Source organism: Streptomyces sp. NPDC003635, assembly GCF_053587635.1.
The window spans coordinates 100,982-126,239 of sequence record NZ_JBSFOK010000002.1; the positions used below are offsets into that span (position 1 = coordinate 100,982).

The 25,258-nt window shown below is 70.2% G+C and carries 20 protein-coding genes, 1 tRNA gene and 1 pseudogene; 12 read left to right on the forward strand and 10 right to left on the reverse strand.

What is annotated here, in order from left to right:
* Window positions 1–67: 67 nt before the first annotated feature.
* Window positions 68–748: a DUF461 domain-containing protein gene (locus ACWDRW_RS02500; RefSeq protein WP_451718943.1), complete on the reverse strand. Its 681-nt coding sequence runs from the start codon at window positions 746–748 to the stop codon at window positions 68–70.
* 616 nt (window positions 749–1,364) lie between these two features.
* On the opposite strand from ACWDRW_RS02500, the gene ACWDRW_RS02505 reads away from it, so the two are divergent.
* From ACWDRW_RS02505 to ACWDRW_RS02530, 6 genes are all read left to right on the forward strand, one after another.
* Entirely contained in the window at window positions 1,365–1,847 is a 483-nt protein-coding gene (locus tag ACWDRW_RS02505) for a CarD family transcriptional regulator (RefSeq protein ID WP_003953493.1), read from the forward strand.
* A 320-nt stretch (window positions 1,848–2,167) separates the two neighbouring features.
* Window positions 2,168–2,932: a 2-C-methyl-D-erythritol 4-phosphate cytidylyltransferase gene (gene ispD, locus ACWDRW_RS02510; protein WP_451718945.1), complete on the forward strand. Its 765-nt coding sequence runs from the start codon at window positions 2,168–2,170 to the stop codon at window positions 2,930–2,932.
* Window positions 2,922–3,419 (forward strand): 2-C-methyl-D-erythritol 2,4-cyclodiphosphate synthase, encoded by a 498-nt coding sequence (gene ispF, locus ACWDRW_RS02515; RefSeq protein WP_451718948.1) that lies wholly within the window; start codon window positions 2,922–2,924, stop codon window positions 3,417–3,419. The genes ispD and ispF overlap by 11 nt, the downstream gene beginning before the upstream one ends.
* Before the next feature lie 52 nt (window positions 3,420–3,471).
* Window positions 3,472–4,872, forward strand: coding sequence for a cysteine--tRNA ligase (gene cysS, locus ACWDRW_RS02520; RefSeq protein WP_451718950.1), 1,401 nt, complete (start codon window positions 3,472–3,474; stop codon window positions 4,870–4,872).
* A gap of 98 nt (window positions 4,873–4,970) precedes the next feature.
* Window positions 4,971–5,912, forward strand: coding sequence for a 23S rRNA (guanosine(2251)-2'-O)-methyltransferase RlmB (gene rlmB, locus ACWDRW_RS02525; RefSeq protein ID WP_451718952.1), 942 nt, complete (start codon window positions 4,971–4,973; stop codon window positions 5,910–5,912).
* 117 nt (window positions 5,913–6,029) lie between these two features.
* On the forward strand, window positions 6,030–7,637 hold the full coding sequence (locus tag ACWDRW_RS02530) for a DoxX family membrane protein (RefSeq protein WP_451718954.1): 1,608 nt from the start codon (window positions 6,030–6,032) through the stop codon (window positions 7,635–7,637).
* 116 nt (window positions 7,638–7,753) lie between these two features.
* On the opposite strand, the pseudogene ACWDRW_RS02535 reads toward ACWDRW_RS02530, so the two are convergent.
* The 4 genes and pseudogenes from ACWDRW_RS02535 to ACWDRW_RS02550 form a co-directional block, all read right to left on the reverse strand.
* Window positions 7,754–8,020, reverse strand: a pseudogene (locus ACWDRW_RS02535) (threonine/serine exporter family protein); the annotation flags it as partial.
* Between the two features lie 8 nt (window positions 8,021–8,028).
* On the reverse strand, window positions 8,029–8,760 hold the full coding sequence (locus tag ACWDRW_RS02540; RefSeq protein ID WP_451718956.1) for a nucleotidyltransferase family protein: 732 nt from the start codon (window positions 8,758–8,760) through the stop codon (window positions 8,029–8,031).
* A 213-nt stretch (window positions 8,761–8,973) separates the two neighbouring features.
* Window positions 8,974–9,429 (reverse strand): hypothetical protein, encoded by a 456-nt coding sequence (locus tag ACWDRW_RS02545; protein WP_451718958.1) that lies wholly within the window; start codon window positions 9,427–9,429, stop codon window positions 8,974–8,976.
* Between the two features lie 225 nt (window positions 9,430–9,654).
* Window positions 9,655–10,791, reverse strand: a complete 1,137-nt coding sequence (locus ACWDRW_RS02550; RefSeq protein ID WP_451718960.1) for an ABC transporter ATP-binding protein — start codon at window positions 10,789–10,791, stop codon at window positions 9,655–9,657.
* 205 nt (window positions 10,792–10,996) lie between these two features.
* Between ACWDRW_RS02550 and ACWDRW_RS02555 the strand changes: the two genes are divergently transcribed.
* From ACWDRW_RS02555 to fxsT, 3 genes are all read left to right on the forward strand, one after another.
* Window positions 10,997–11,070: transfer RNA gene (locus ACWDRW_RS02555), tRNA-Thr, on the forward strand.
* An 81-nt stretch (window positions 11,071–11,151) separates the two neighbouring features.
* The gene (locus ACWDRW_RS02560; protein WP_451718962.1) at window positions 11,152–12,624 is read left to right on the forward strand and encodes a VMAP-C domain-containing protein; all 1,473 of its coding nucleotides are present in this window, start codon (window positions 11,152–11,154) and stop codon (window positions 12,622–12,624) included.
* 359 nt (window positions 12,625–12,983) lie between these two features.
* The gene (gene fxsT, locus ACWDRW_RS02565) at window positions 12,984–16,922 is read left to right on the forward strand and encodes an FxSxx-COOH system tetratricopeptide repeat protein (RefSeq protein ID WP_451718964.1); all 3,939 of its coding nucleotides are present in this window, start codon (window positions 12,984–12,986) and stop codon (window positions 16,920–16,922) included.
* A 31-nt stretch (window positions 16,923–16,953) separates the two neighbouring features.
* Here the strand turns inward: fxsT and ACWDRW_RS02570 are convergent, their stop codons facing one another.
* The 3 genes from ACWDRW_RS02570 to ACWDRW_RS02580 all read right to left on the reverse strand — a co-directional run bounded on the left by ACWDRW_RS02570 (window position 16,954) and on the right by ACWDRW_RS02580 (window position 20,142).
* Window positions 16,954–18,693, reverse strand: coding sequence for an HEXXH motif domain-containing protein (locus ACWDRW_RS02570; RefSeq protein ID WP_451718966.1), 1,740 nt, complete (start codon window positions 18,691–18,693; stop codon window positions 16,954–16,956).
* Window positions 18,694–18,809: 116 nt separating this feature from the next.
* Window positions 18,810–18,977 carry a hypothetical protein gene (locus ACWDRW_RS02575; protein WP_451718968.1) on the reverse strand — a complete coding sequence of 56 codons (168 nt, stop codon included), beginning with the start codon at window positions 18,975–18,977 and terminating at the stop codon, window positions 18,810–18,812.
* Between the two features lie 130 nt (window positions 18,978–19,107).
* Window positions 19,108–20,142, reverse strand: a complete 1,035-nt coding sequence (locus tag ACWDRW_RS02580; RefSeq protein WP_451718971.1) for an effector-associated domain 2-containing protein — start codon at window positions 20,140–20,142, stop codon at window positions 19,108–19,110.
* 214 nt (window positions 20,143–20,356) lie between these two features.
* Here ACWDRW_RS02580 and ACWDRW_RS02585 point away from each other — a divergent pair, with 214 nt between their 5' ends.
* On the forward strand, window positions 20,357–20,530 hold the full coding sequence (locus ACWDRW_RS02585) for a hypothetical protein (protein WP_451718973.1): 174 nt from the start codon (window positions 20,357–20,359) through the stop codon (window positions 20,528–20,530).
* Window positions 20,527–22,182 (forward strand): HEXXH motif domain-containing protein, encoded by a 1,656-nt coding sequence (locus tag ACWDRW_RS02590; RefSeq protein ID WP_451718976.1) that lies wholly within the window; start codon window positions 20,527–20,529, stop codon window positions 22,180–22,182. Before ACWDRW_RS02585 ends, ACWDRW_RS02590 begins: the two co-directional genes overlap by 4 nt.
* Here ACWDRW_RS02590 and ACWDRW_RS02595 read toward each other — a convergent pair.
* A complete protein-coding gene (locus ACWDRW_RS02595; RefSeq protein WP_451718978.1) occupies window positions 22,166–22,639 on the reverse strand; it encodes an N-acetyltransferase family protein in 474 nt (157 codons plus the stop codon). The genes ACWDRW_RS02590 and ACWDRW_RS02595 overlap by 17 nt on opposite strands.
* Window positions 22,640–22,648: 9 nt before the next feature.
* On the reverse strand, window positions 22,649–23,458 hold the full coding sequence (locus tag ACWDRW_RS02600; RefSeq protein WP_451718981.1) for an aminoglycoside phosphotransferase family protein: 810 nt from the start codon (window positions 23,456–23,458) through the stop codon (window positions 22,649–22,651).
* 96 nt (window positions 23,459–23,554) lie between these two features.
* Here ACWDRW_RS02600 and ACWDRW_RS02605 point away from each other — a divergent pair, with 96 nt between their 5' ends.
* The gene (locus ACWDRW_RS02605; protein ID WP_451718984.1) at window positions 23,555–24,961 is read left to right on the forward strand and encodes an NAD(P)/FAD-dependent oxidoreductase; all 1,407 of its coding nucleotides are present in this window, start codon (window positions 23,555–23,557) and stop codon (window positions 24,959–24,961) included.
* Window positions 24,962–25,258 lie beyond the last annotated feature (297 nt).

The following is a 25,258-nucleotide window of genomic DNA, read 5'->3' on the forward strand; positions in this document are numbered from 1 at the left end:
GGTCGTACGACGAAGGCGGGCCCCCTCTCCTGGAAGAGGGGGCCCGCCTTCTTGGCGTCGCGCCGGCTCAGTGGCCGGAGGCCGCGTGGGACTCCGTGGCCGTCGCCGAGCCCGAGGCCGCGTCGGTCGGGGTGGCCGTGTCGGCGGGGGAGCCGGAGGCGCCCTCCTCGGGCTCGCCCGTCTCGGTCGCGGTGGCCGTGGCCTCGCCGGTGGGCTCCTCCGACGGCGCCGCGGGGACCTCGGTGGGGCCCCAGCCGGTGAAGTAGCTCTCGGCCGGGACGACGAAGGCGCGCAGGCTGACCTCACCGGTCTCGCTGAAGGTGAAGGTCACCTTCTGGGCGTTGCCGTCCTTGACGTCCTCGGGCGTGCTGGAGAGCACCGCGGAGGCGTTGTCCGCGCCGCCGAGGATCAGCGAGCCACCGGCCGGGATGGTCAGGCTCTTGCCCTTGGCGGCCTTGAGCTCGGTGGGCTCGTCGGCGCCGTCGACGGTGATCGACTCCAGCTTCTGGGGCGTGCTGCCGTTGTTGAACAGCGTCGCGGCGACGGCGGCCGGACCGCCGGCCTCGGGGTCGGGCTGGGTGACGATGACGGCGTTCTGTACCTGGATGTCGCCGACCGTCGTCGCCGCGTTGTCCGGCTTGATCTCGAGGGTCTGGGCGTTGTTGCCGGCGCCGCACGCGGCGAGCGGGAGGATGGAGAAGGTGATGGCGGCGGCAGCGATGACGCCGCGTCGAAGGCTGCTGCTCACGGCGGCGGCAACTCCTTGACTCGAACGGGGCGGGCGCATAAAGCCGCCCTAAGTGTCTGTCAGCGGCCTTAGGTTACCGAGCCGTTCCCGCCCGGCCGCACCCGACCCTCCCCTGAGCCCTACAAGAGGGTGCCGCTTCACCCGTCCCGTCCCCCACAGGTGACTCGTGAGTCACTTTGGCGCCAGGACTCCTCCGTCATTCACATAAGTCCCGTGGGCATACCTGCGACACCGGCTCGCGAAATTTCCGTGAAGGAATGCGTGACCCTCCGGAAATTGATCACCGACTGTGCCTCGGCGGCCCTCGTGATCAATTCCGGATTCGACCGGCACCTGGCTGAAGGACACCGAACGGAGTAGCGGAAGTCGCACACCTGGAACCGGACATATCGGGATGTTCGTCCGCTTGGCGGCGGCTCCGGATGTGTGTAACGTGCGCGTTTCCCCTGCCCCGAAGAGCCGCTCCCACCTGCGAATACCTCCTTCCGGTCGGCCCGCGCAGCACGTTCCTGTTGCTGTTGTCAAGCCCCGAGATATGCCCTGACCTGCGAAAACGCCATTCAGAAGCTGCCGTTTCCGTGTTACCCTGGATAGCCACGGAAGGGGTACCTGTCACATGACGTTCAAGGTTGGCGACACCGTGGTCTATCCCCATCACGGGGCCGCGCTGATCGAGGCCATCGAAACTCGCCAGATCAAAGGCGTGGACAAGACCTACTTGGTGCTGAAGGTCGCCCAGGGTGACCTGACGGTACGTGTGCCAGCGGACAATGCGGAGTTCGTCGGCGTGCGTGATGTGGTCGGTCAGGACGGGCTGGACCGGGTCTTCGAGGTGCTGCGCGCGCCGTACGCCGAGGAGCCCACGAACTGGTCGCGTCGTTACAAGGCAAATCTGGAGAAGCTCGCCTCCGGCGATGTCATCAAGGTCGCGGAAGTCGTGCGTGACCTGTGGCGTCGTGAGCGCGAGCGCGGACTCTCCGCAGGTGAGAAGCGCATGCTCGCCAAGGCCCGCCAGATCCTGGTGAGCGAGCTCGCCCTCGCGGAGAACACGAACGAGGACAAGGCCGAGGCCCTGCTCGACGAGGTTCTCGCGTCCTGACGCCCGCTCCCGGCAGGCTCAGCCCAGCACGCCGCTGCGTTGCCTAGAAGCTGCGCTCAGAAGCTGCGTTGCGTAGTCGCGCAAAAGAAGTGCCGCGGTGCCCGATGACGTATATGCCGTCGCCGGGCGCTGCGGCATGTTCGCTTGTGCGCGCCGACCCACGCCGTACACCTTCGGGAAGAATTTCCCCCGATACTTGGCGTGCCGGGCCCGGGCAGCTTGCTCGACCAGTGTCACGGAAGGGTCCGGTCAAGGCGTCGCGCCCGGCACTTCCCAGGCCATACCCACGCCAGGCCAGCACACAAACCTGACAGGAACCGATGTCTGACGAATCGCGCCCTACGCCCGCGCAGGCCAGTCCGACCGCTCGCACGGCTGTCGTGATTCCGGCCGCCGGCCGGGGTGTACGCCTCGGCCCCGGCGCCCCCAAGGCGCTTCGCGCGCTGGGCGGCACCCCCCTCCTCATCCACGCGGTGCGCGCGATGGCCGCGTCCCGCGCCGTCTCCCTGGTCGTCGTCGTGGCCCCGCCCGACGGCACCGCCGAGGTGAAGTCCCTCCTCGACACGCACGCGCTGCCCGAGCGGACCGACTTCCTGGTGGTCCCCGGCGGCGCCGAACGCCAGGACTCCGTGAAACTCGGTCTGGACGCGCTGCCGCCCGACTACGACATCGTCCTGGTGCACGACGCGGCCCGCCCGCTCGTCCCCGTGGACACCGTCGACGCCGTGATCGAGGCCGTACGGGAGGGTGCTCCCGCCGTCGTGCCCGCGCTGCCGCTCGCCGACACCGTCAAGGAGGTCGCACCGGCCGCTGCCGAGGGTGAGCCCGAGCCGGTCGTGGCAACCCCGGACCGGTCCCGGCTGCGTGCCGTCCAGACCCCCCAGGGCTTCGACCGGACCACCCTGGTCCGCGCCCACGAGACGGTCACCGACACCGTCACCGACGACGCCGGCATGGTCGAGCAGCTCGGGGTGACCGTCGTGGTGGTGCCCGGTCACGAGGAGGCCTTCAAGGTCACCCGCCCGCTGGACCTGGTCCTGGCGGAGGCGGTCCTGGCGCGCCGGAGGCTCAACGATGGGTTCTGAGGCGCCACTGCTGCCCCAGGTCGGCATCGGCACCGACATCCACGCCTTCGAGGAGGGTCGCGAACTGTGGTGCGCGGGCCTGAAGTGGGAGGGCGAGGGGACCGGTCTGGCCGGCCACTCCGACGCCGACGTGGTCGCGCACGCCGCGTGCAACGCGCTGTTCTCGGCGGCGGGCCTCGGTGACCTCGGGCAGCACTTCGGCACGGGACGCCCCGAGTGGTCGGGCGCCTCCGGCGTCGTACTGCTGACCGAGGCGGCCCGGATCGTGCGCGAGGCCGGCTTCGTCATCGGCAACATCGCCGTGCAGGTCGTCGGGCCCCGCCCGAAGATCGGCAAGCGCCGGGAGGAGGCCCAGAAGGTTCTGTCGGAGGCGGCCGGGGCTCCGGTCTCGGTGTCGGGAGCCACGACCGACGGTCTGGGGTTCCCCGGTAGGGGTGAAGGTCTGATGGCGGTGGCGACCGCTCTGGTGGCGCGAACCGCAGGCTGACTGTTATCCACAACCGTCCGAGGCACTGGGGATCGCCTACTACCCTGGACACGTGACTATTCGCCTGTACGACACCAGCGCCCGGCAGATCCGTGACTTCACCCCGCTCAAGCCGGGTTGTGTCTCGATCTACCTGTGTGGTGCCACCGTGCAGGCGGCCCCGCACATCGGCCACATCCGCTCCGGCCTGAACTTCGACATCATGCGCCGCTGGTTCGAGTACCGCGGCTACGACGTCACGTTCGTGCGGAACGTGACGGACATCGACGACAAGATCATCATCAAGTCGGCGGACCAGGGCCGCCCGTGGTGGTCCATCGGCTACGAGAACGAGCGGGCGTTCAACGACGGCTACACCGCCCTCGGCTGCCTGCCGCCGACGTACGAACCGCGCGCCACCGGCCATGTCACCGAGATGGTCGAGATGATGCGCGGCCTGATCGAGCGCGGCCACGCCTACGAGGCCGACGGCAACGTCTACTTCGACGTGAAGTCCTTCCCGGAGTACCTGCGCCTGTCCAACCAGGAGCTGGACAACCTGCTCCAGCCCTCCGGCGAGGGCGAGACCGGCAAGCGGGACTCCCGGGACTTCGCGATGTGGAAGACCGCCAAGCCGGGCGAGCCGAGCTGGGAGACGCCGTGGGGACGCGGCCGCCCCGGCTGGCACCTGGAGTGCTCGGCGATGGCCCACAAGTACCTGGGCTCCGCCTTCGACGTCCACGGCGGCGGCCTGGACCTGATCTTCCCGCACCACGAGAACGAGATCGCCCAGGCCAAGGCCTTCGGTGACGAGTTCGCCCGGTACTGGGTGCACAACGCCTGGGTCACCATGAGCGGCGAGAAGATGTCCAAGTCGCTGGGCAACTCCGTGCTCGTCAGCGAGATGGTCAAGCACTGGCGCCCGATCGTGCTGCGCTACTACCTCGGCACCCCGCACTACCGCTCGATGATCGAGTACAGCGAGGAGGCCCTGCGCGAGGCCGAGTCGGCGTTCGCGCGGATCGAGGGCTTCGTGCAGCGCGTGGTGGAGCTCGCCGGGCACGCCGTCGAGCCGGCCGCCGAGGTGCCGTCCGCTTTCGCCGAGGCGATGGACGACGACCTGGGCGTCCCGCAGGCGCTCGCCGTCGTGCACACCACCGTCCGGCAGGGCAACTCCGCCCTCGCCGCCGACGACAAGGAAGCCGCCGTGGCGCGGCTGGCCGAGGTGCGGGCCATGCTCGGCGTGCTGGGGCTCGACCCGCTCGCCCCGCACTGGGCCGGTGAGGCCGACAAGGGCGAGGACCTGCACGGCGTGGTCGACAGCCTCGTCCGCCTGGTCCTGGACCAGCGGGAGGCGGCCCGCGCCCGTAAGGACTGGGCCACCGCGGACGCCATCCGGGACCAGCTCAAGCAGTCGGGCCTGGTCATCGAGGACAGTCCGCACGGGCCGCGCTGGAGCCTCGGCGCGCGCTGAGCGCGGTGATCGATTGTGCCGCCCGGGCATCCGGGCGGCACACTGCATAGACGTACGAATTTTCAGAAGTTCCATCGCACCGAACAGACAGGTAGGTCATGGCCGCGAACAACCGCCGCATGTCCGGCAAGAAGGGCGCGCAGGTCGGCAGTGGCGGCCAGCGGCGCAAGGGTCTCGAGGGCAAGGGCCCGACGCCGCCCGCCGAGATGCGCAAGGGGCACAAGAAGAACCGCATCGCCAACGCCAAGTCCAAGCAGGCTGCACGCCGTCCCGCACCGCGCGGCCGCGGCGGCAAGGGCACGTCCGAGATGGTCGTGGGCCGTAACCCCGTCGTCGAGGCACTGCGCGAGGGCGTGCCCGCCGTGACGCTGTACGTCCAGCAGTTCATCGACAACGACGAGCGCGTCCGCGAGGCGCTCCAGCTCGTGGGCGAGCGCGGCGGCGTCCACCTCATGGAGGCCCCCCGCCCCGAGCTCGACCGCATGACCAACGGGCTCAACCACCAGGGCCTGGTCCTCCAGGTCCCGCCGTACGAGTACGCCCACCCCGAGGACCTCGCCAGCGCCGCCTACGACGACGGTGAGGACCCGCTCATCGTCGCCCTCGACGGTGTGACGGACCCGCGCAATCTGGGTGCCGTCGTCCGCTCCGTGTCGGCCTTCGGCGGCCACGGCGTCCTCGTGCCGGAGCGCCGCGCCGCGGGCATGACCGCCGGCGCCTGGAAGACGTCCGCCGGTACCGCGGCCCGCACCCCCGTCGCCCGCGCCACCAACCTCACCCGCGCCCTGGAGGCGTACAAGAAGGCGGGCATCGTGGTGGTCGGCCTCGCCGCCGACGGAGAGCACGAGGTCGGCGACCTCGAGGCGCTCGACGGCCCCGTCGTCATCGTGGTCGGCAGCGAGGGCAAGGGCCTGTCCCGCCTGGTCGGCGAGACCTGCGACTTCCGGGTGCGGATCCCGATGCCGGGTGGCGCCGAGTCGCTGAACGCCGGTGTCGCGGCGGGCATCGTGCTGTACGAGGCGGCGCGTCGACGGGCCTGAACACCCGTCCGTACCGTCACTCGTACGGGGTAATCCGGGCGTCCAGGACAAGCTTGACGCGGTCCGGACAGATCCGGCAGGTCAAAGCAGTGTCCTAAACACACGTCACTCGGTTAGATGAGTGTGGACACCAGAACACCCCGCACACCCACGGGGGACCGCTCGTCGGGATTCGACGACGCTCCCGCGCTGAGCATGGTGAAGGTGCCGAGCGATCCGGCGCAGATCATCGTCAATCACGCCAGTTTCCGCGTGCAGTTGGGCGCGTCGACGAGACGCAGCCAATCGCCGCGGATCGCACGGCACTTGAGCGCCGCCGAGGACACCGCCCGCATCCCCGTGGCCGGCGCCGGGACCGCCGCCCGTCGCCGTCCGGTCGTCTGGAGCGGCAGGTCCGCGCCCGACGACACCGGCGCCCACCGGCTCCTCCAGGCGGTGCGGGGCGCCGGCGTCGGTCACGCCGACGAACCGGCCGACGCGGGCGCCACCCAGGTCATCCCGCGCGTCGACGTCAACGACGGCTACGGCGAGGACGGTTACGCCGATCTCGCCCAGACCGTCGAGACCCCCGTGGTCGGCGCCCAGCGCACCCCGCCCGACGCCGGCGGCACTCGGCTGCTGCCCGACATGCGCCAGGCGGGCAGCGCCTACGACGACGAACTCGGTTACGACGAGGAACAGTTCGCGGAGCCCGACGAGACACCCCGGTCCCGACGGCACGGCGACGACCCCGCGCGGCACGCCTACTACCCGGGCCGCCGCATGAACCTGGGCGTCGTCCTGCTCCCGCTGCGCATCTTCCTCGGCTTCATCTCCATCTACGCCGGCATGGGCAAGCTCTGCGACCCCGTCTACTTCGACGGCGGCAAGCGCGGCTCGATGGTGAAGTGGCTCAACACCCTGCACCCCTGGGAAGTCGCCGAGCCACTGCGCCAGTTCGCCCTGGAGCACCCGGTCGGCTCCGGCCTGGTGATCGCGTTCTTCCAGGTCATCGTGGGTGTCCTCACGGTCCTGGGCTGCTGGCAGCGGGTCGCCGCCGTGGTCGGCGCGCTGCTGTCGGCCGCGCTGCTGCTCACGGTCAGCTGGAAGAGCGTCCCGGTCTACGACGCCCCCGACATCATCTATCTGGCCGCATGGTCCCCGCTGATCATCGCCGGCGCGCCCGTCTACTCCATCGACGGCCGCCTGGCGGGCAGCGCATGGCGCCGCCTCGGCCCCCGCTCCGACATCTGGGAACTGCGCCGTTACGTCCTGCGTCGGGGCGCCCTGGTCACCGCGATCGTCACCGGCCTGACCCTCCTCATCGGCTCCCTCCTCGGCGGCGCCGTCCGCGACGCCGACCGGGTGGTCGTCCCCGGCCCCGGCGAGGCCCCGCGCAACGAACTCCCCGGCTCCCCGCTCCCCTCGGAGCCCGGCAAGCGGGAGCGGCGTACTCCGTCGGCCTCCACCACGCCGACCCAGGGAGCCACCGAGGCCCCCTCCGCGGACACCGCCACGACCCCGGACGCCACCCGGGACGCCAGCACCGCGGGCACGCCCAGCCAGACCCAGGGCACCGCGGGCCAGGCCCCGCCCCAGCAGTCCTCCCCGGCGAACGAGGCCCCCAGCACCACCACGGGCCCGACCTCCGGCGGCACCACCGGCGGCGGCAGCACGCCGGGCGGCACGGGAGGCGGAGGCTCTACCTCCGGTGAACCGGGCCTGGTGGGCGGCCTGTTGGGGTAGATGGGCCGGTGGGCGGGATCCTGGGTTAGCCCACCGGCTGCACGTAAGAACCCACACCCCGCGCTCCCTCAGGGGCGCGGGGCTCCGTCCGTTCCGCGCCTCCGCCACGCGAGCGCGACCAGCTCGCACTCAGCGGCCGCCGGCAGCCCGCTCGCCGAGGTCAGCACCCTGGTCGGATACGGGTGCCGGTTGCGCCGGATCTCCGCGAGCCATGTGTAGTCGGTGCCGCCGCGCCGTACCGTGCGCGCCGCCGGGACCGGATCGTCCACGAGGGGCGGCTGGTAGGAGATCGAGAGCAGGGTGAAGGTGACGTTCGGCTCGCAGCGGTCCAGGCCGTAGGGCCGGCAGACCGCGAACATCGCCGCCACTGCGGCCGAAGAACCCCGCCGCGCTACGGCCGAAGAGCGGAGAGCTCCTTCGCGGCCTCGGTCAGATCCTTGGCCGTATCGATGGCCCGCCAGTACGCACCCTGAGGAAGGGGAAAGCCGGCCAACCGCCGCTCACGTGCCAGCCGGGGAAACGTGGTGCGCTCGTGATCCCCCCGCTCGGGGAGCATGGCGGCGAACTCGGCGGAGAAGACGTACACACCCGCATTGATCTCGTACGTCGTCGGCGGCGCCTCGATGAAATCGGTGACGTGCCCGAACCCGTCCGTCTGCACGGCACCCCAGGGGATCCGGGGCCGCGCGAGGGCCAGCGTCGCCACCGCGTCCCGCTCCGCGTGGAAGTCGGCCATGTCCCGCAGGGAGAAGCGGGTCCAGATGTCGCCGTTGGTGGCGTACCAGGGCCGGTCGGGGTGGGGGAGACGGGCGGCCGCGTACTTGAGCCCGCCGCCGCGCCCCAGGGGCTCGGTCTCGACGACGGTGGTCACCCTGCAGGGCAGCTCGGCGGAGTCCAGCCACTCCTTGAGGACGTCCGCGAGGTGGCCGCAGCTGACCACCACGTCGGTCACGCCCTCCTCCGCGAGCCAGGCGAGCTGATGGCCGATGATCGGCGTCCCCGTGCCGGGGATCTCGACCATCGGCTTGGGCCGGTCGTCGGTGTACGGACGCAGCCGTGACCCCTGGCCCCCGGCCAGGATCACGGCCTGCACGGGGCGGGAGGCGGCGTTGGGATCGGTCATGGACCGAACTGTACGGTGGCGCCGCGCTGGCTTGGGCGGGGTGCCTGGGTGCCTGACAGCTCGGGGGGCGTGCTTCGTGCGTGGGTGCGGCGCGGTGGGGGCTGGTCGCGCAGTTCCCCGCGCCCCTGGGGGGCCTGCGGCCCCAAGGCCCCAGGCCCCCGGCGCCCCTGGGGGGCCTGCGGCCCCCGGGCCCCCACAGCCAGCCGCCGTCCCTCAGCTGTGGGCCGCCGCCACGCCCGTCGCGAAGGCCGTGTCGCACACCGGGCGGGCGTACGACTGCGCGCGGGCCGGGCCGTACACGCGGACCGCGGCGCGGCCGAGAGCGCGGGCGATCGAGGCGCAGTGCTCGGCGAGCGACGGGCGGTCGTTGACGGCCTGCTGGAGGTGGGTGAGCGCGACGCCCGGGTTCTCCCGCACGAGCTCCGCGACGAGCTTGTCGCGCAGCACGTCCTGGGGCGCGCGGGAGACGGAGCCGGGCTTGGCGTCCGAGACCGACGCGTCCGATGCCGTGAGCACCGAGTTGGAGGGGTCCCCCGACCAGTTGACCCGGGTGACCGCGAGGGTCCCGGAGAGCACCAGGACGACGGGCAGGACAAGGGCGAGTGAGCGGCCGATCCGGCGGGCGGGGCCCCGGCCGCGTCGCGTCTGTTGGTTAGTGGAGTGCTTCACGCGAGTGAGGGTAGCGCCCGGTAATGATTTGGCGACATTTAGTCACCGATTCGAGGGATGAAGTGGTGCCCCTTTTTGGGTAAGAGGTTGACGCTCGCTGCTCGAAATGGCCGATTTGCCGGGGTATTTGTCGACAACGAGAAGAGCCCCGCGTCACTCCGCGGGGCTCTTCTCGTCAACTTGGGTGATTCACCCGGTTCGCGGTGAATCAGTAGCAGAGGTGAATCAGTCCGAGAGACGCTCACCCGTGGAGGTCGAGAACACGTGGGTCTCGCCCGGCCGCGGCACGACGTGCAGCTGGGCGCCCTTCTCCGGGACCTGACGGCCGTTCACGCGGACGACCAGGTCCTTCTTCTCGCCGCCGACCTCGGCGGTGCCGTAGACGTAGCCGTCGGCGCCGAGCTCCTCGACGACGTTGACGGAGACCGCGAGACCGGCCGGGGCGTCCTCGGAGTCCTTGGTCAGGGCGGAGGCGGCGCCGCCGTTCTGCTCGACGATGTCGAAGTGCTCGGGACGCACGCCCACGGTGACCGTGCGGTCGCCCTTGTCGGCGGCGGCCTTCAGGGCGTCACGGTTGACCGGGACGACGCTGTTGCCGAACTTCACACCGCCGTCGGTGATCGGGACCTCGACCAGGTTCATGGCGGGGGAGCCGATGAAGCCGGCGACGAAGAGGTTGGCCGGGCGGTCGTACATGTTGCGCGGGGAGTCGACCTGCTGGAGCAGGCCGTCCTTGAGGACGGCCACGCGGTCGCCCATCGTCATGGCCTCGACCTGGTCGTGGGTGACGTAGACCGTGGTGATGCCCAGGCGGCGCTGGAGCGAGGCGATCTGCGTACGGGTGGAGACACGCAGCTTGGCGTCGAGGTTCGACAGCGGCTCGTCCATGAGGAAGACCTGCGGCTCACGCACGATCGCACGGCCCATCGCCACACGCTGGCGCTGACCGCCGGAGAGCGCCTTCGGCTTGCGGCCGAGGTACTCGGTGAGGTCCAGGATCTTCGCCGCGTCCTCGACCTTCTGGCGGATCTCCGCCTTCGGCACACCGGCGATCTTGAGCGCGAAGCCCATGTTGTCGGCGACCGTCATGTGCGGGTACAGCGCGTAGTTCTGGAACACCATGGCGATGTCCCGGTCCTTGGGCGGCAGGTGCGTGACGTCGCGGTCACCGATGCGGATGGCGCCGGCGTTGACGTCCTCGAGCCCCGCCAGCATGCGGAGCGAGGTGGACTTGCCGCAGCCGGACGGGCCGACCAGAACGAGGAACTCTCCGTCCTCGATCTCGATGTCGAGTGCGTCAACGGCGGGCTTGTCGGAACCCGGGTAGATCCGGGTCGCCTTGTCGAACGAGACAGTGGCCATGGAAATGGGCCCCCTTCTACCGGCAGGAACGTGCCGGACGATCCGTTGTAGGAAGGTGGTGGTGTAGTCCATGCGAGTGGACTGGCCTTGGACGGTACCTGGCGTTCACCTGGTCTGTCAGTACCCGGACCCCTGTGAACTTCGCGGAAATTTTCGACAGGGGCACGCCGGGGCGTGGGTACACTGCTCGGGCACGTAGGTGCGTGCCTCCTTAGCTCAGCTGGTCAGAGCGCCGCTCTTGTAAAGCGAAGGTCGTCGGTTCGAATCCGACAGGGGGCTCTTCTTTCCCCTGCCGTGGCACCCCTCGCGGCCGTACCCTGGTCGGCACAACGGAACCGCGCCGGCTGGGGAGGTCACGGGGTGAGAGGGCGCAGTCCGGAACGGGTCCGCAATGAGCTGGTCGTAGCCATCGTGGACACGCTCCAGGAGTCGGCGACGATCAAACAGGTGAACAGCCGCGAGTTATGGCGGGACATGCTCGCCGGTGAGCTCGCGGCCCCGGTGGAGCCGTTCGGCGGACAGGGGCTACGGCCCTGGCTGCTCCAGGTCGTCAAGGGGTGTACGGCGGTCGAGTACGGCGCGGCCTGTCTGGCCCGGTCGCTGGAGTACGTGGAACAGCAGTCGGCCACCGTGGCGGCGTTATGGCCGCTCGTGGACGAGTGGGAGGCGGTCGACTTCTTCGGAGGCGTAGACCTCGCCGAGCTGCGGCCGGTCCTGGAATCCCTGCGCTCCCCCGATGTGGCCTCCATGGCGCGGCGCGCCAGCCGCTCGCGGGTTCAGGAGCTGCCGGCTTGGTGCGAGACGGGCTGGCAGGTCTTTCTGCGGCTGGCCGGTGAGAACTCACCGCCTGGGGAGCTGCCGCCCAGCATGGCATTCCTGGCGCTGTGTGCCGCCAAGCTGATGGAGGAGGGGCGCCCGGCGGGTGCCGAGGAGCTGCGCCGCTTCAATCGCGGCCGGGCCCAGGAACTGCGCCTGGGGGGCCTGCTTGCCGAGTGGCAGCACTCGGAGGTGCCGCAACCCCCGCCCTCGCTGGTGCCGGCGTACTTGATGATCCAGTTCGAGCCAGACCTGAACGAGACCGATTGCTTCTATGTCTCCCACTGGCGTCAGTCCGACTCGGCCGGCTGGCACCCGGTGCGAGGGGAGACGGCCCGGCTGTGCCGAGCGGAGCTGCCAGGCGCGGTGGAGCGGCTGATCAAGGAGTCCGAGGAGCGCTGGGCCGATCTGCGCCAGCCGGTGATCTTGGAGTTCATCCTCCCTTGGGAGCTGCTCAACGAACCGGTCGAGTGGTGGTCCAAGGAGGCTGCCCACCCCGAACCCACCCCGTTGACCATGGACTACCCGGTGCTCATCCGCTCGCTGGAGCGGCTGCAGCGCGGCGATTGGCACCGGCCCTGGCATCACAAGTGGCGGCAGTTGAAGGAGCGCCCTGCGGACAGTCACCCGCACTGGAGTCAGCCGGCCGAGGACGGGGCGTACTTCTTCCACTTGGAGCGCGAGTTGAAGGAGGACCGGCAGGCCGTCTGCCTGGTGCTCAGCGAGCCGCCGGGGGAGGATTCGGGCACGGGTCGCCGGGAGGTGCTCGCCGGGCTGCGCGCCGGGGTGCCGGCGATGATCTGGCACCGCAACGACTGTTCCGACTCGGCCTTCCAGGACGCCATCAGCGAGATCCTGCAAGAGCGTGGGCTCGGTTCGCTCGCGGAGAGCGTCGGCAAGTGGCGAAATGACGCTCTTGCCCTCGGTCCCGCGGGCTGGGACGGCCATGTCGGTCGCCATCTGGCCATCCTGCTGGACGATCCGGAGCGCAAGCCAGGTCCCGCGGGAGCGGTGTAGCGACGATGACCGCCAACGAACGGCGTCTTTTACGCCCCGGAATGCGCCAGTTGCCGATCCGTGCAGGAGAGTGGCAGACGGCCTTGCACGCGGCACTGCGCGGTGCCACGCTGGACGCTAGAAAGTCCCACCGACCGACAGGCGTGCTCGACACCGCAGGGGGGCGCGTCCCATCCGCCGTCTCATACGCCGAACGACTGTTCCAACCGTGCCCCCTCCCCCTCCGGCTTGCCATGTTGCATGTGATGCAGACCACTGCCAGGCTTGGCACGTGGATGTCACGCATGCCTGCGGACTGTGGGATTCAGCTACCGCACCCCCTCCGTGCTCGGGCCGCCTTATCGGACGCTCTGAGGCTTATGCAGTGTGACGATGTCCCACGAACAGCAGCGGAAACGGTGTTTGACGAAGCGTCACTCGACGCCGTGCCGCACGCCCTGAGCGAATTGGCGCGCCGGTCCTCCGCAGGTCCCCCTCACGTGCTCCTCGTCGTGGACGATCACGACACCATGCGGGTGTGGGCGGCCACGATCGAGAGGCTGGTCGGCGCCCTCGCCAGCGAGCAGCGACTGGGTGCGATCAGCACCGTGAGGCTGCTCAGTTCCGATGACACCGAGCCGGCCCGGATTCGGCTGGACAGCCCCGCGGCCGCCCCGTCCGCCACCCGGGTGGTGCTGGTACTGACCGACGGGATCGCCGCAGGCTGGCGGTCGGACGCCGTGCTGCCGCTGCTGCGTGAGATCGGGCGGACCGAGCCTCTGGCCGTTCTGCACCTGTTGCCCCAGCACCTATGGTCCCGGACGGGCCTCGACGTCAACCGAATGCGTTTCAGTGCCACCCTGCCCTGGGCGCCCAACGACTCGCTGCGCTGGGAACTGCGTACCTCACCCCTCGAACCCGTGGACGACCCGGACGCCCGGACCGGAGTGGTGCCCGTCCCCGTCCTGGAGCCGACCGAGCGCTCGCTGTCCGGGTGGGTGGACCTGGTAAGCGGAGCCCCCGAGGGCTGGGTGGAGATGTCGGGCGTCAGAGCCCGGGACTGGAAGCGCCGGGCGGACGCGGCTCGGGCGCTGCCCTGGGTGGAGGATGTACCGGATCCGGCCAGTGCCGTACCGCCCTGGGAGCGGGTCTCGGACTTCCGGGCTGCGGCCTCGCCGACCGCGTTCGCGCTGGCCACCAGACTCGCTGCGGCGCCCTTGACGCTGCCGGTGATGAGCGCGGTGACCGCTTCGGTGCCGGGCGCGGGCCCCGCCCATCTGGCGGAGCTGCTGATGAGCGGTCTGGTGCGGCCCGCGGGCGCGGACGCCGAGCGCGCGGCCGACGTGGCCTTCGTCTTCGGGCCCAACATTCGCCAGGAGTTATTGGCGCTTTCCCGGCGCAGGGACACCGCCCGGGTGCTGCATGACGTCCGTGGACTGCTCGCCGTCGAGCCGCCCGGTGCCGACCCCGTCCTGCCCGCCCCCGAGGAACTCCTCGAGACCACCGAGGTGCCCTCCGTGACGCGGCGTAACGTCGCCTTCCTGCGGGTGGAACTGGCCGCACTGCGAGCGCTGTCAGGCAAGTTCCTTCCGCGAGCCGAGCGGCTGTCCCGCGCGTTGCGCGAGTACGACCGCCAGAACTCCGTGAGCCTGCGCAAGGGCGTGGGCGTCCGTACCGCTTCCCAGCGCGACCGCGCCGCCGAACTGGTCCCGACGGGGCCCGGGACAACTTCAGAAGGAGCCACGGCCATGACCGCCACGCAAACCCAGCCCGCGGTGGAGAGCGGGCGTTCGACGCCGCGCATCTGGGGCAACATCCCACCGCGCAACCCGAACTTCACTGGTCGCGTGGACCTTCTGGAACGACTGAGCGAGCGATTGCGGGAAGGCACCACCACTACCGTGCTTCCCGAAGCTATTCACGGCATGGGTGGTGTGGGCAAGACGCAGCTGGCCATCGAATACGCCTATCGCCATCAGTCCGATTTCGACGTGGTGTGGTGGATCCCCGCTGAACGGCCCGGCCACATCAGTCAGGCCCTGGTGGAGCTGGCCCAGCGGCTTGGCCTCGTCACCAGTGCCGAGGCCAACATCGCCGGGCCCGCCGTGCGGGAGGCATTGCGGGAGGGACGGCCGTACGCCCGCTGGCTGCTGATCTTCGACAATGCGGATGACCCGGAGCGGGTTCGCGACTACTTCCCGACCGGTGGCAGCGGCACCATTCTCGTCACCTCCCGCAACCGCCGGTGGAGCACCGTCTACCCCTCCCTCGAGGTGGATGTTTTCACCCGAGAGGAGAGCAAGGAGTTGCTGCGCCGCTCCGGTTCCGCGGAACTCGACGATGCTGAGGCCGACCGCTTGGCCGACGCTCTCGGCGACTTGCCGCTCGCCTTGGAGCAGGCCGCGGCGTGGCGGGCGGAGACAGGCATGCCCGCGTCGGAGTACTTGCGGCTCTTCGAGCACAAGCGAGCCGAGCTGCTCGAGGTCTCCCCGCCGCCGGACTACCAACTTCCGGTCGCGGCCGCGTGGAACGTCTCCCTCGACCACCTGCAGACACGCAGTCCCACAGCGTTGCGGCTCCTCCAGCTGTGTTCGTACTTCGCTCCGGACCCGATCTCCCGGTCCATCTTCTCCGGGCTCGGTGGCAGCACCATCGACCCTGACCTCGACCGAGCCCTCAACGACCCGATGAGGCTCGCTCGCGCCATCCGGGAGATCAGCCGCTACTCCCTCGCCCGTATCGACCACCGGACCAACTCCATCGAGATGCACCGCCTGGTCCAGGCCGTTCTCATCCACCGCATGACCCCGGAAGAACAGGATCGTATGCGCAGCGGGGCCCACACCCTCCTGGCTGCCGCCGACCCCAAGGGGCCCAACCAATCGGCCAACTGGCCGCGATACGCCGAGCTGTACGGGCATGTGATCGCGTCGGGTGCGATTTCGTCTGACCAGCCGTGGGTGCGCGAGCTGGTGATGAACGTGGCGAAGTATCTGTGGTACTGGGGAGACCACAAAGTTGCCCGCGAATTCTCCGAGCAGGCGTGGGAGGCCTGGAAGCGGCTGTTCGGCGAGGAGGATCAGCAGACGCGTCTGATGGGTTGGTGGGTCGCGTTTGTGTACCTGAAGGTCGGTCGCTACGACGACGCGGCCCAGGTGGCGGACCAGCTCAAGGACATTTACGCGCGCACCGCGCCGACGGATCAGCCGGACACTCGCGAGGACGCGTTGCAGACGGTGAACCTTGAAGCCGCCGTACGACGGGTTCAGGGCGAGTTCGGCAAGGGAGCCGAACTCGACGAACTGGCTTACGACCGGGCCCGGCGTGCCTTCGGCGAGGACGACCCTGTCACCCTTGCCACCGCCCACAACCTCGGGGTGAGTTTGCGGATGATCGGCGAGTTCCAGCGTGCGCTGGAACTGGACCGGCGTACACACACGATGAAGGCGCGGCTGTACGGCCACGATCACACGCAGTCACTGTTGACCGAAGCCAGCGTCTCCATCGACGTGCGTGAGGCTGGGGACTATGCCGGCGCCCGAGCTCTGCAGCAGGCGGTGGTCGACGGCTATCGGGCTGTCCTTGGGACCAACAACCCCGAGACCCTGCAGGCCGTGCGACAACTCGGTGAGGCTTGTCGAAAGGTGGGCGATCACACCACCTCCCTGGAACTGGCTCGTGAGGCGTTCAGCCAGTTCACCCGGCGCTACGGCGACACCCATCCCGAGTCTCTGTCGGCGTCGCTCGCGCTGTCTGTGGCACTGCGGCACACCGGTGACCTGGAGGCAGCGCGAGCACGTGGCGAGCAGGCGAGCGAGCGGTACCGCATGCTGTTCCAGCCTGATCATCCGCACGTTTTGGCAGCCGATATCGACTTGGCGGTGACGCTGCGCCTCCTGGGCAGGGTGGAAGAAGCCAAACAGTTGGATGAGGGGGCGCTGCAGTCCCTGACCCGTCGACTCGGGGAGGGGCATCCGAACGCGCTGGTCTGTGCCATTAACTTGGCGAGCGATCTGAGCGCGCTTGGCCGCGCTCAAGAGGCCCGTGAACTCGGTCAGAGCACACTGGAGTTGTGCAGGGCCCGGCTGGGCGAGGATCACCCGACCACGCTCGCGTGCGCGGCAAACGTGTCGCTCGACCTCCTCGCAGTCGGTGAGGAGGCGGCCAGTGAGGCTTTGCGCGACGACACCTTGGAGCGTATGGAGCGGGTGCTGGACGGGCCGCGTCGCCATTCCCAGGAATTCACGCCGCATCCTGCGACGGTGCAGGCCCGCGCCTCGGAAAGGGCCAACTGCGACATCGACCCGCTGACGCTCTGAACCGCTTGCACGGGTGGAGCCGCCGTCTGCCTCAGTTGCAGACGGCGGTTGACGTTCCTTTGGGGGGCGAGGCGAGCCAGGTGACGAGAGCCAGCGGATCGAGTGACCGGCCCGAGGACTGCGCCAGGGCCTGTGCGACCGCCCGGGCCTGTTCGGGTCGATGGCAGAGCAGGGCGGCGGCAGGGTGGACACCTTCGATTTCGAGGGCCCGGCCGAGACCGGCCCAGGCCCCGGCGTGAGCCGGTTGTCTTCGCAGGTGGGCAACATAAGCGTCGCGGGCGGCGGAGGCGTCGCCGGTTGCCAGCAGAGCGTCGCCAGCCAGGGCGCCGGCGACCCGGGCGGATGTCTGTCCGGGCACATCGAGATGTGGCTGTTCGCCATCCACCGTGTCCAGCCGGTGTCGAACGAGCATGGCAAGGCTGTCCAGCCAGCGGGCGGATGGATCGGACGCGATCGTGGGTTTGGCGGCGAGGGAGACCGGAGGCCCGTCGGCTCCGTCGAGCCAGGCCTGTACGGTCTCGTCCACCGCTCGGACGGGAGGTTGCAGGTGGTGGGCTCGCCAGCGGGTTGCGTGGTCGGCCGCGCACATCCGGGCCAGGGCGAGCGGTTCTTCGGGAACCGGCTCATCCAGCCATAGAGCACACCTCTTGCGCAGTATGTCGATCACAGTCGCGCCCAACTCGGTCAAGCGTGGATGGAGGTGTATCTGCTCTATCGCCTTGACCACGTGTAACCGCCAGAGCGCGAACTCGAAGTGCGCCATGGCATCCCGGGAACTGTCGGCCTTTCGATGGGTGCGCCAGAAGCGGGTGATCCCGGTGAACGCGTAGATGCCTTGAAGCAGCCCACCGAGCGGTCGCGGATCGTCCCTCCATGGCGCGTACCACAACTCCTTGCCGTCGGGTTCCTCGCCCGGCTGCAGCAGGGGCTTCAGATGGAGCAGCCCACCCAGCTTGGTGTGCTGAAATTCGTGCACCAGGGTTACTGCCAATTGGACGGCGTCGTCCGGCAGTGAGGCCTGAATACCGCCGAACGCATCCCCGGAGGTCACACTGCGTGGCCGAAACCTTTCCCTTGCTCGGGTGGGGCTCAGGGAGAACAGCCCTCGCCGCATGGCCTCGGCGGTGTCCGGCTGCTCCCGCAACAGGACCGCCCACGCTAGCTCGAGCAGCCGTCCCCACTGAGCCGCGGCGCTGTCGGAGAGCGGGCGCGGCTCAGTGGCCAGTGGATAGGTTCGGTACGGATCCACGTCGTCCAGGGCCAGTTCCAGCCGGTGCTTCGCCGGCCCGACCGTGACCCGGCGCACCGGGTGCCACCCCGGCCCTCTCGCGCCCAGTGTGAGAGGTACATCGACGCGGGCCCCGGCCGCTTCCACCACGGCGCGCCCTTCCCCACTCCGCACGGTTGCCCTCGACCACGGTTCGACGACGGGTACTGCCGCGCAGCCGAGCGTGGGCAGCGGCACCCAGCCGTGGCGTACCGGCACGTCGATGGTGAAGTCCAGACCCGCGCGCAGGCCCGCAGCGGCAGCAAGGGCGGAGAAATATCCGTGTTCCACCCAAAGCGGCGGATCGTGCGGCGTGGCCGAACCACGGAGTCGGCGCAGCAGACCGGCCAGCCACATACCGGTCTGGGGGTATATCAGCACCTCGTCCACTACGGAAGGCGCGCTCTGCTGGGCCTCGCTGAGCAGGTCCCAGGCGGAACCCAGGTCCACTGTGTCATCGAGGAGTCGTAACAGCAGGAGGCGGCGGCTTCGCTCGGCCCGCATCAGGAGATCCAGGGTCTTAGGGCCTCCGTCCCCGCGGGCCAACTCAGCCAAGCTGTCCTGCGGCAGACAATGATGTGGCAGCGACCGCTCAGCCCTCATGGACGGCCCTGACATCGTCAGTCGAAACGCTGTGGATTTCCGAAGCCGTTGACGCTGGCCAGAGGTTGATCGATCCTCTGGAGCAACTCCTCCAGGGACGTGGCCAGAACCTGACTGTCCATGGAGCGCAGCGTTTCAAGAGATACCCCCGCGAGATCGACTAGGTTGGACTCGACGGCGGCCACAGACGGCTCCATGACGGCCAAACCCCTTCCCCCCGGCTGCACTTGTGGTGCGGGCTGCTCATATCCCCCTGATAATGGCCCGCCGTACAGGGGATGAAACCCCGTGCCCGTGGCGCGCCGCGATATCAGGTCAGCGATGGCGCCGGGACAACTCCACCGCCTCCTGGTCCATTCGGGCAACCCCGGCGGACTCGCCCTCCATCAACCGTATCGCTTCCAGGAGTTGGTCCAAGGTCCCGCGATAACGGAGGCAGGTTCGCAGGATGCCGAACACGTCCGGCCGCAAGGCGTTCGAGCGCGGGCTCATGGCCGAGATCACCGGATCGATGCTGTCGAGGATCAGTGTCAGGCCGTTGCGGTCGCTCACGCTCGGCAGCGCGGTCAATGCCGTGACGAGACCGTCGAGTTCGCGCAGGGGGAGGTTCTCGGGCAGCTCGACCAGGCTGACCGGACCGTCGGGGTTCGGCGTCGGGGCGGTGCCCTGCGTCAGGTCGGCCAAGGTTGGGGGTAGGCCAGCGGTCCGGTGCAGCAGGTCCAGCTCGTCGCGGTTCATCAACTCGTACCAGCGGTCCACGCGGACGGCCGCGAGGCGGCCCAGGCCGTCAGCGCGGTGATGGGCGTTGACCAGTCCGATCAACGAGCTGTGGTGCCAGACCGCGGCGCCGGACATGCCCTCCCACGGGGATCGGGTCGGGTCGGGGTCCGATTCGGGGGGCTCGATAAGGAGCTCGAGCGTTCCCTCGCGGCGGTTGGACAGCGCGGAGATCTTTCCGCTCGCGTGACATGAGTCGCGGTACGCGGTGTCAGCCCCGTGGTCCCGGCGGAGTTTGAAGCGGGGGAAGCCCATGGTGGTGAAGGGCAGAAGTGCGTCCGTCTCCGGGACGGCGCCGTAGGTGGGCGACTCGCCGCCGTCCCGCGCCGTGCCCGAGAGCTCCAGCAGTGCCACGTCGGCTCTGGTGGAGGCGAGCGCCACGCGGGCGGGCGCACTCCACTCGCCGGGGCGGTCCGCCTCGAACCGCACGACCGCCGTGTCCGCGTCGCTGACCAGATGGGCGGTGGTGAGGACCCAGCGGTCACCTACCTGGTAGCCGGAACCACGCCATCTGGAGTTGTGGCCCCGAGCGGCCAGAACCTCCGCCACCCGCGCCGGGTTCAGTCCCGCCACCGCTTCACCGCCCTCGGCTCCTCGCGCAACCCCTGCACCAGCAGGAGGAGTTCGACCGCAACCGGTCCCTACCCCCACCGCCCGTCCATCACTCGATCCGGGTGGATTCGGTGCCGTGAGCCTGTGAGGTCTCTGTGATGCATTAGGGTCGCTGAGGCTGCCATAACAGCCGGAAACGCTACGAAATGCAGAAAAGTGCAGAAAAGGACGGGTCATGGACAAGTCCGGAGTCGAGTCCGAGCTGATCGATCTCAGTGGGGTTCCGTTGGAGTCCTGGCCCTCTCTTCCGCTGCCGGCCGGCGACGGCTCGCTGCGGCGGCTGCTCGGCCGGATCGACGATCCGGCCAGCAGCCTCGGTGGTTACAACCCGCAGCGCGACGAAGCGTGACCGGCGCGCACGTTCTCGCCGACGAGGCCTTCGGTGAACTGCTCGGCGGCGGGGGCGGGCCCGCGGCCGTGGACGCGCTGCGGGCCGGTGAGCGCAGCTGGCGGCTGCTGGTCGTACGCGCCCTGCTCGACGCCTGTCCCGACGACCCGCCCGTCGACGCCTGGCAACTCCTCATGCGCGCCCGCGCGGTTGACCCGGCCGCCTTCGAGGAACTGCTCGCCTACCCGTCCGTCGGAGTGTGGGCCGCCCACACCCTGCGGCGGCTGCGCGGTACGGCATCCGGTGACACACCGCCGGACACCGGCTACCTGTACGCCGTCGCGGCGAGCGCGGCGATCCGCGCCGGGCTGGACTTCCGTACCGAGATCCCCGTACGCGACGGTTGGGCCGTACTGCCCGCCCTCGGGGCGATGCGCGTGTCCGGTGCGTCGGCCGAGGTCTCAGCCGCGGGCGGACGGGTGCTGGTCGGCGGGCGGGTGCTGGACGGGGCGGACTGGCATCCGCTGACCCGGCTGCGCGCCGACGGCTGTGCGCTGGTTCTCGACGACGCCGATCCCTATCGCACGCTGCGCACCCCCGTTCCGACCGAGCCCGTGCCGGACGAAGGCTGGCAGGAGCTGTTCGCCGAGGCCTGGGAGATCCTGCGCGGGCTCGACGCGGAAGCCGCCCGGGCCCTGGGTGGGGGGCTCGTCACCGTCGTTCCCCGGCCGCGCGCCGAGCGCTTCCGGCCGCACAGTGCGTCCTCCGGGGACGCCTTCGGCGCCGCCCTCGCCTCCGTCCCCGACGACGGTGAGCAGTTCGCCTCGACCCTGGTGCACGAGTTCCAGCACAACAAACTCAGCGCCTTCATGCACCTGTTCACCCTCTACGACGACCAAGGCGACGGGCGCCTGCACTACGCGCCCTGGCGGGACGATCCGCGTCCGCTGGGCGGGCTGTTGCAAGGGGTGTACGCCTTCTTCGGGGTCACCGGGTTCTGGCGGCGGCGCGAACACCCCCTCGGGCGATTCGAGTTCGCGCTGTGGCGGGAGCAGACCGCGCACGCCCTGCGGGGGATCGGAGCCGCCGAGGGGCTGACCGATCTGGGGCGGCGCCTGGTGGGCGAGCTGGAACGGCGGCTGACGCCTTGGCTGACGGAAGAGGTCGATGAACCCGCTCGCAGCGCGGCCGAGTTGGCGGTGGCGGATCATCGGGCGACCTGGCGTGCGTACCATCTGCGCCCCGACCCGCGGGTGGTACGCGCACTCGCGCGAGGCCTGCCGGGGGGCAGCGGCGAGGCCGAGCTCGTCCCCGGCACTCCCGAGCGGGGCTTCGACACGCGTGCCGTGCTGTTGCGGTGGCTGCTGGCCGACCCCGCGGGATTCGACGCGCTGTGCGACGACCCCGGTGCCACCGTGGAGGGAGCGCGGCCCGAGGACGTCGCCCTCGTCCGTGGCGATACGGCTCAGGCGTCGCGGGCGTTCCGGGAGCGGATCCTGCGCGGGGCCGGCGATCCCGAGACCTGGGTGGGCCTCGGGCTCGCGGCGCGGGCGGCCGGGGACCCGGCGGGCGAGGCGCTGCTGGCCAGGCCGGAGCTGGTCATGGCGGTGCACGGCGAACTCGGCCCGGACGCGGACCCATTGGCGACGGCCCTGCTCACCCGCCCAGCTTGAGCAGCGCCTCGTCCGTCAGCCGGTACACCGTCCACTCGTCCTGCGGCCGGGCGCCCAGGGACTCGTAGAAGGCGATGGACGGGGCGTTCCAGTTCAGGACGGACCACTCCAGGCGCTGGTAGCCGCGTTCGACGCAGATCCGGGCCAGTTCGGTGAGCAGGGCCTTGCCGTGGCCGGCGCCGCGGGCGGTGGGGCTGACGTAGAGGTCCTCCAGGTAGATGCCGTGAACACCGCGCCAGGTGGAGAAGTTCAGGAACCACAGGGCGAAGCCGACCGGTTCGCCGGTCGTGTCGTCGACGGCCAGGTGCGCGTAGGCGGCGGGGCGGTCGCCGAAGAGGGCCTCGTGGAGCTGTTCCTCGGTGGCCTTCGCCTCGTGCGGGGCCTTCTCGTACTCGGCCAGCTCGCGGACGAGCCTGTGGATGACCGGGATGTCGGCGGGGGTCGCGGTACGGATCATGTGGCGAGGTTAACCCCGATGCGCGCGCAGGCGGGTGGCGATGTCGAGGTGCTCGGGGAGGGGCGGGTCGCCCTCCTCGATCCGCCACACCGAGTTCTGCAGCACCCGGCCCAGCGTCCAGGCGCGGGCCCGGGACCGGTCGAGGCCCAGGACCTCCGTCATCGCGTCGAAGCGCCAGCACGTCTCGCCCGGGTCGAAGCGGTTCCACAGGGCCGGGAACAGTTCGAAACCGGGGTCGCCCGCGAGGGGCTTGGGGTCGATGGCGAGCCAGGGGGCCCGGTCGGCGGCGAGGACGTTCTCGAAGTGCAGGTCCCAGTGCAGGAGCCGGTCGCCGGGGTCGGACGCGACCTCCCGTACCGCCGCCGCGCAGTCCGCGAGCAGCTGTCGTACGGCCGGATCCTCGACGTCGGGGAGTACGGCCTCCGCGCGATCGAGGAGGCGGGGGGCCAGGTCGGCCAGGCGGCGGAGTTCCGGTGGGGCGGGGGTGGCGGTCAGGTTGGCCAGGAGGCGGGCGACGACCAGGGTGGCCTCGCGGGTGTCGGGCAGGTCGGCCAAGTGCCGTGTGGCGTCGAGGCGTTCGAGGAGCATCGTGCCGGTGTCCGGGTCGTGGACGAGGAGGCGGGCGGCGCCGTCGCCGTTCCAGGCCCGTAGCGCGACCGGCTCTCCCACGGTCTCGTCGTCGACGTCCTGGAGCTTGAGCACGGCGGGGGTGCCGTCGGGCCGCCGTACGGGGAGGACGAGGGCGACTTGGCCGCGCATGGGTGGGCCGTCGCGCCGAAGGTCCCACTGGTCGAAGAAGTGCGCGGCGCGTTCGATCATGGGCCGACGGTAGTGGGGTTCCTGGGGGGCGGGCCATCGGAAAACCACGGAATCCGAAGGAGACAGTGGCCGTCGGCACGGGTTAACGTCGCGGCCATGAGCAGCTCGGTCAGCGATGTCGTCAACGGTGGCATCTCCTTCTGGTACGCGGACGACGGCCTCCCCGCGGTGCGGGAGCCGTTGTCCGGTGACTCCTCGGCGGATGTGGTGATCGTCGGGGGCGGGTACACGGGTCTGTGGACCGCGTACTACCTGAAGAAGGCGGCGCCCTTTCTCCGGATCACCGTTCTTGAGCAGAAGTTCTGCGGGTACGGCGCCTCCGGGCGCAACGGCGGATGGCTGTACAACGGGATCGCGGGGCGGGACCGGTACGCGGCGCTGCACGGGCACGAGGCCGCGGTGGCGCTTCAGCGGGCGATGAACCGGACGGTGGACGAGGTCGTCGCCGTGGCGGAGGCGGAGGGGTTCGACGCCGGTGTGCACAAGGGCGGCGTGCTGGAAGTGGCCCGTACGCCCGCGCAGTTGGCTCGGCTGAAGGCCTTCCACGAGACGGAGCTGGCCTTCGGGGAGAAGGACCGGGAGCTGTACGACGCCCGGGAGACCGCCGAGCGGATCCGGGTCGCGGACGCGGTGGGCTCGTCGTGGACTCCGCACGGGGCGCGGGTGCATCCGGTGAAGCTGGTGAAGGGGCTCGCCGCGGCGGCGGAGGCGCTCGGGGTGGTGATCCATGAGCGGACTCCGGTGACGGGGATCCGGCCCAAGCACGCGGTGACGCCGTACGGGACGGTGCGGGCCCCTTATGTGCTGCGGTGCACCGAGGGCTTCACGGCGGCGTTGAAGGGGGAGCGGCGGACGTGGCTGCCGATGAACTCCTCGATGATCGCCACCGAGCCGTTGACGGAGGCGCAGTGGGAGTCCGTGGGGTGGGACGGGCGGGAGACGCTCGGGGACATGGCGCACGCGTACATGTACGCGCAGCGGACCGCTGACGGGCGGATCGCGCTGGGCGGTCGTGGGGTGCCGTACCGGTACGGCTCGCGGACGGACAACGACGGGCGGACGCAGGGCGCGACGATCGAGGCGCTGCGGGAGATCCTGCTCGGGTTCTTTCCCTCGCTCGCCGGGGTGCGGGTGGAGCATGCCTGGTCGGGGGTGCTGGGTGTGCCGCGGGACTGGTGCGCGACGGTGACGCTGGACCGGGGTACGGGCCTTGGCTGGGCCGGTGGGTATGTCGGGTCCGGTGTGGCCACGGCGAATCTGGCGGCGCGTACCTTGCGGGATCTCGTGCAGCTGGACTCGGGGCAGGGCGGGCGTACCGAGCTGACGGATCTGCCGTGGGTGGGGCACCAGGTGCGCAAGTGGGAGCCGGAGCCGTTGCGGTGGCTCGGGGTGCAGGGGATGTACGCGGTGTACCGGGCGGCGGACCGGCGCGAGACGTCTTCCCACAGCGCGGAGTCCTCGCGGCTGGCGAGGTGGGCGGATCGGGTGGCGGGGCGGCACTGAGCGGGGTGGGGGCGGTATGTGACCGAAGGGTGCCGCGTGATGCCGTCTGCCGGCCGCGGCACCGTCGTGGCTGGTCGCGCCGGCGCGGCGGTGCCTCGAACTCGGTACAGCCCTGGACCCCGGGGGCCTGCGGCTGGGTTGCGGTGCGTTGAACTCGGTACAGCTCCGCACCCCCTGGGGGTCTGCGGCTGGGTTGCGGTGTGTTGAACTCGGTACAGCTCCGCACCCCCTGGGGGTCTGCGGCCGGGTTGCGGTGTGTTGAACTCGGTACAGCTCCGCACCCCCTGGGGGTCTGCG